This is a genomic window from Tardiphaga sp., from assembly GCF_028290785.1.
Classification (GTDB): Bacteria; Pseudomonadota; Alphaproteobacteria; order Rhizobiales; family Xanthobacteraceae; genus Tardiphaga.
Genome location: NZ_JAQGJD010000263.1, coordinates 1 through 5,019, shown reverse-complemented (window position 1 = coordinate 5,019; position 5,019 = coordinate 1). Strand labels below are relative to the sequence as shown.

Here is a 5,019-nt window from a genome sequence, read left to right as displayed (position 1 = left end):
AGCCAGTCGCGCTTCTCGCCGGCGGCGAAGCCGACATAGGCCTCGGCCCAGCGCCGCGGCCAGTGATCGTCGTCGCGGTCGAAGCCGGCGGAGCCGGTCCAGTCCTGCATGGCGAGATCGTAGCTGTCCTTGATGCCGAGCCGGCGCTGCTCCGGCGAGTCGACCAGGAACAGTCCACCGAACGACCAGAATGCCTGGCCGCCGAGATTCTGTTCGCCCTCCTGGTCGAGCACGATGACGCGACGGCCGGCGTCGGCGATTTCCGTCGCCGCCACGAGGCCGGCGAGCCCGCCACCGACCACGATGACATCGGCATCCTCAGCCATGTCGCTCTCCCCCCAATTCGTTAACGGAGATTGAAGCGCGCGGCCTTGCCGGCGGTCAATTGAAAATACCGCGCAACATGCGTGTTCCGGATCGGGACCGCCGCCCGCCCAAGTGCATCTTGCGTGCAACACTCGATTTGAATTGCATTGCAGGCATGGCGTCCGTCTGGACAAAAAACCGATCTGGCAACACGCTGGTGAAGTCCTGCATCACCGGGACATTGAGATTCGGATCGTCGGGTTTTGGACTGGGTTTAGACTTGGGTTTGAACTGGGGCAGGTCATGAAGTTCGTTACGGGGTTGCTGGCGGCGGCGTTGCTGTTCGCGGCGGTGGGGACGAGTCACGCGGTGGTTCGCATCGCGGACGATCGCGGCGGCCGCATCGGAACCTACGTCGACAAGTATCAGGGCCTGCGCAGTTCCGGCGAGACGGTGATCATCGACGGTCTGTGCGCCTCGGCCTGCACCATCGTGCTGGGCGCGGTTCCGCACGACAAGATCTGCGTGACCTCGAATGCCAACCTCGGATTTCACGCCGCCTGGGATTTCGGCGCCAATGGCCGCGCGGTGACCAATCCGGAAGCCACCCAGATGCTGTATTCGATGTATCCCTCGCAGGTGCGGCGATGGATCGCGCATCGCGGCGGATTGACGCCACGCATGATTTTTCTGCGCGGCCGCCAGCTCGCCGGCATGTACAAGCCCTGCTACATGGACGCCCAGGCCTCCGCGCACTGAATTCGCGTCTTTATTCCATCAGCATGACGTGATCCCGGCGGCGCCAACGGCGCTTGCCCGCTGCGGCGTCTGGCCCTATCTGGAACAGGACGACAGGCCAACCCGCCTGCGCCGTTTCGAGATCGCCTGATGGTGCAACCCGTGTCCGCTCCGCAGCCCAAGATGGCGTTACCGGGACCTTCGTCCCGCGTGGCATCGATGATCGTGGTTGCGGCCGTGGTGCTGACGGTCGCCCTGGTCGCTGCGGCGGCGGCGCTGTGGGCACATTACGGTTCCGCGGTGTTTTTCGAGATGATCAAGTCGGGCATCGCCGCCTGCATCTGAATGGATTCAAGGAACCTCGCATGACGGATCGCACCACCCGGCCGCTGCTCGTGATCGCGGCGTTCGCCGCAAGCCTCGCCGCCGGCCTGCTCGTCGTGCTGTGGCTGGCGGGCGGACTGAGCAGCGTGACGGCGTCGGCGTCGATCGGCGGCCCGTTCCAGCTCACCGACCAGGTCGGCCAGACCGTTACCGACAAGAATCTGAAGGGCAAGCCGACGCTGATCTTCTTCGGCTTCACCCATTGCCCGGACGTCTGCCCGACCTCGCTGTTCGAGATTTCCGAAGTGCTGCGTGCGATGGGCAAGGATGCCGACCGCGTCAACGCGTATTTCGTCTCCGTCGATCCGGAGCGCGACACCGCCGCGGCGATGAAGGATTACCTGTCGAGCTTCGATCCGCATCTGAAGGGGCTCACCGGCGACGCGGACGCAGTGGCCAAGGTTATCTCCGGCTTCCGCGTCTACGCCAAGAAGGTGCCGCTCAAGGACGGCGACTACACGATGGACCACACCGCGCTGATCTACCTGATGGACCGCGACGGCAAATTCGTCTCGCCGTTCAACCTGAAGCGCAAGCCGGAAGAATCTGCGGCAGATCTGAAACGCTATCTTTAACCGGACCGCCGCGCAGTCTTTATCGACCGACACTTCCGGTATGGCGCCGCACGACCTTGCCGTGCTCGGTTTTCTCCCAGTGATGTGGCGCCCAGATATATTGCAGCACCGCGCACAAAGCGGCGATCGACAGGTACAGCCAGTAGACGGCGGTCAGGCCGAGGACCCAGCTATCGCGCCGACGCCCGCGTTTGGCCAGCCCCATGAAGCCGACCATCAATGTCGTGCCGCACGCAGCGGCGAACGCGACGAGATGAAGTATCGACCAGCCCTGCCATATCGCAAGCCGCCCGTCGGTCAGCAGATCCCTCAGCAGTCCGCCCAGCATGACCGGGTAGGCCAGCGCAGTCAGCAGGTTGCCGCCGGCCACGAGGTTGAGCGCGACAAATCCCTTAGCGCCAGCATCGCGCCATAGCTGCCGCGGCTCGCGCATGTGCACGCACCAGGTCTGCAACCACCCCTTCATCCAGCGCGAGCGCTGGCGCAGCCAGGCGCCCGGGCGAATGGGGGCCTCCTCATAGGTCGTCGAGGCGAACATCACGGAACGGTAGCCGAACCGCGCCAGGCGAAAACCGAGGTCGGCGTCCTCGGTGACATTATGCGCATCCCAGCCGCCGACCTCGCGCAGGCGCGCAGTGCGAAAATGATTGGATGAGCCCCCCAGCGGCAAAGGCAGGCGCATTTCCGACAGGCCCGGCAGGCAGATGTCGAATTGCCCGGCATACTCGGCGCCGAACATCACGGAGAGCCAACTGTTGGTCTCGTTGTCGATGCACAGGCTGGCCTGTGCGCAGGCAACCTCGCCGCCATGGCAGCGAAACGCATCCAGCGCCGCCCGCAATTGCGCAGGATCGGGCTGGTCCTCGGCGTCGAAAACCGCAAGGAAGCTGCCGCGGGCGAAGGGCAGCGCCCAGTTGAGCGCCTTTGGCTTTGTTTTCGGAATCCCGGCGGGCGCGATCAGCATCCGGAGATGCGGCCGGGCCCCCAGCCGGGCGATGGCGGCGCGGGTCTGCAGATCGTCCGGCTCGACCACGAGGATGACGTCGAGTTTTTCGCGCGGATAATCCAGCGCCTCGATCGCCCGCATCAATGGCGCTACCGAACTCGCCTCGCGATAGAGCGCCACCATGACCGTGTAGACGGGAAGCCGTCGATCGGACAATGGAAGCGGCCGCAGGATCGCCGGTCGCGGCCAGAACGCGCCGGCCAGCCGAAGCGCTGCGTGGCCGATAAACCATAGCGCCAGCATGACGCCGGACAGGCCGGGTGCCAGCACGGGCGGCAGCAGCGCCGCAGCGGTGACGCCACAGCCGCGACGGAGCCGGCCTGGCCACGGACTGCCCCCTTCTGCCGTCGGCGCGGCTGAGGCCGCGGGATGTCGATCGTGAAGTCCCCAGGCCGCGGCGCGGGTCAGCGCTTTGCGTCCGCCTCGCTCCGTGAGAAACGCCTGCAAGGCGGTGGACGGCGCCAGCCGGAGGCGCCCGGTGAGATCTGGATACGCCTTCACCAGGCGACACAGCGTGCGGGCCGCGTGCCCGCGCGGGGCAATTGCCCAGATCAGTTCACCGTCGCGCCGTAGCGGGCACACTCCATGAGCCGCCACGTACGTCAGCTGCGAATCGATGAGGGCGCAGTCGGCGCGCTCAATCGTCGCGAAATTCTCCAGGGCGATGCCGGTGTGTCGCGACAGCCGGTCAAGATACCACCCCTCGTCGATGACACCCGACCGGATCAGAACCTGATCGGCGCCCATGCCCAGGCGCCGCGCGCGGGATTCGGCGGAATCCAGCACCTTCGACGCCAGGAGGTGACGCACGCAATCCAGTTCGTCAGCCGGCCCTTGATCGGCGCCGGAATCGACATTGTCATTGTTCGATCGGGCAAATGCGGCCTGGGCGGGGACAACCGGGGATGTTGCCGCAAATGGACGCGCGGCCCGCTGGCTGCGCGGCCACGCTGTTGCCGCCCCGTGATCTGCAACATGGTCCGACAGGGCCATGTGACGCCCCCAACGCAACGTCCGCACACAACGGCACTCGCCTCCCGCGCCGGATGGTCTATAAGACCGGCAATCGGAAGTACCCGGATATGCAACCACAGATAGTTAACGCTATCAATACTAAGCTACCGCGATGTCGCAGCCTTGGCATTTCGCTGGCCGGGTGGCTGTTTGGTGCCTTGCTGGCACCACTGTCTCCGGTGGCGGCGCAGGTTGCCGCGCCCGCGGTCATCCAGCCCGTCCCCCAGGCAGTCCCCGGTTTCTGGGACCCGCGGCGCCGCCCCGACCGGCCCGATCTGTCGCGCATCACGGTGATCCGCTTCCTGACCGAGACCGACTATCCGCCGTTCAACTTCACCGGCCCCGACGGCAATCCCGCCGGCTTCAACGTCGATTTGGCGCGACTGCTGTGCGAGGAGATCAAGGTCACCTGTACCATCCAGATGCGCCGCTTCGAGACCCTGCTGGACGCCATTGCCAGCAACCGCGGCGACGCCATCATCGCGTCATTGGCGGTGACGCCGCAGATCCGCGCCCGGGTCGATTTCACCGACCCCTATTACCGCGCGCCGGCGCGCTTCGTGTCGCGCAAGAACGCGGTGATGCCCGAAGTTCGCCCGGAATATCTCGAGGGCAAGAAGGTCGGCGCGATCAGCGGTTCGTCACACGAGGCTTATCTGAAGGCGATGTTTACCGACGCGGTGCTGACCTCGTTTCCGAACGATGACGCACTGCGCCAGGCGCTACGCCGTGGCGACGTCGATTTCATCTTCGGCGACGCGATCTCGCTGGCGTTCTGGATCAACGGCACGGATTCCAGTGAATGCTGCGCCTTCTCGGGCGGACCGTTCGTCGAGAGCCGCTATTTCGGCGAGGGCATCGGCATCGCGGTCCGCAAGGGCAACGATACGCTGCGCCAGGCGCTGAACTGGGCGCTGTTCCGGCTCTGGGAAAAAGGCCGCTACACCGACCTGTGGCTGCGCTACTTCTCCATCAGCCCGTTCTGAAATCACCTTG

At 65.3% G+C, this 5,019-nt stretch carries 6 protein-coding genes; 4 read left to right on the top strand and 2 right to left on the bottom strand.

Annotated elements, in window-relative coordinates; translation table 11 throughout:
• Nucleotides 1-326, bottom strand: a 326-nt coding sequence (locus JWR89_RS16270; protein ID WP_299717927.1) for an FAD-dependent oxidoreductase, incomplete at its 3' end; no start/stop codon positions are given.
• Between the two features lie 283 nt (nucleotides 327-609).
• Here JWR89_RS16270 and JWR89_RS16265 point away from each other — a divergent pair.
• The 3 genes from JWR89_RS16265 (at nucleotide 610) to JWR89_RS16255 (ending at nucleotide 2,003) form a co-directional block, all read left to right on the top strand.
• Nucleotides 610-1,065, top strand: coding sequence for a hypothetical protein (locus JWR89_RS16265; RefSeq protein ID WP_299717925.1), 456 nt, complete (start codon nucleotides 610-612; stop codon nucleotides 1,063-1,065).
• A gap of 129 nt (nucleotides 1,066-1,194) precedes the next feature.
• Complete coding sequence (locus JWR89_RS16260; RefSeq protein ID WP_299717923.1) at nucleotides 1,195-1,389, top strand: hypothetical protein; 195 nt, start codon at nucleotides 1,195-1,197, stop codon at nucleotides 1,387-1,389.
• Nucleotides 1,390-1,409: 20 nt separating this feature from the next.
• The gene (locus tag JWR89_RS16255) at nucleotides 1,410-2,003 is read left to right on the top strand and encodes an SCO family protein (RefSeq protein ID WP_299717921.1); all 594 of its coding nucleotides are present in this window, start codon (nucleotides 1,410-1,412) and stop codon (nucleotides 2,001-2,003) included.
• Between the two features lie 19 nt (nucleotides 2,004-2,022).
• Here JWR89_RS16255 and JWR89_RS16250 read toward each other — a convergent pair whose 3' ends face one another.
• A complete protein-coding gene (locus JWR89_RS16250; protein WP_299717920.1) occupies nucleotides 2,023-4,002 on the bottom strand; it encodes a glycosyltransferase in 1,980 nt (659 codons plus the stop codon).
• A gap of 89 nt (nucleotides 4,003-4,091) precedes the next feature.
• Here JWR89_RS16250 and JWR89_RS16245 point away from each other — a divergent pair, with 89 nt between their 5' ends.
• Nucleotides 4,092-5,009: a transporter substrate-binding domain-containing protein gene (locus JWR89_RS16245; RefSeq protein WP_299717918.1), complete on the top strand. Its 918-nt coding sequence runs from the start codon at nucleotides 4,092-4,094 to the stop codon at nucleotides 5,007-5,009.
• Nucleotides 5,010-5,019 lie beyond the last annotated feature (10 nt).

What these genes read in the sequence shown, in the direction of transcription:
- JWR89_RS16255 (WP_299717921.1), top strand. Translation starts at nt 1,410, where the DNA reads ATGACGGATCGCACCACCCGGCCGCTGCTCGTGATCGCGGCGTTCGCC.
- JWR89_RS16250 (WP_299717920.1), bottom strand. Translation starts at nt 4,002, where the DNA reads ATGGCCCTGTCGGACCATGTTGCAGATCACGGGGCGGCAACAGCGTGG.
- JWR89_RS16265 (WP_299717925.1), top strand. Translation starts at nt 610, where the DNA reads ATGAAGTTCGTTACGGGGTTGCTGGCGGCGGCGTTGCTGTTCGCGGCG.
- JWR89_RS16245 (WP_299717918.1), top strand. Translation starts at nt 4,092, where the DNA reads ATGCAACCACAGATAGTTAACGCTATCAATACTAAGCTACCGCGATGT.
- JWR89_RS16260 (WP_299717923.1), top strand. Translation starts at nt 1,195, where the DNA reads ATGGTGCAACCCGTGTCCGCTCCGCAGCCCAAGATGGCGTTACCGGGA.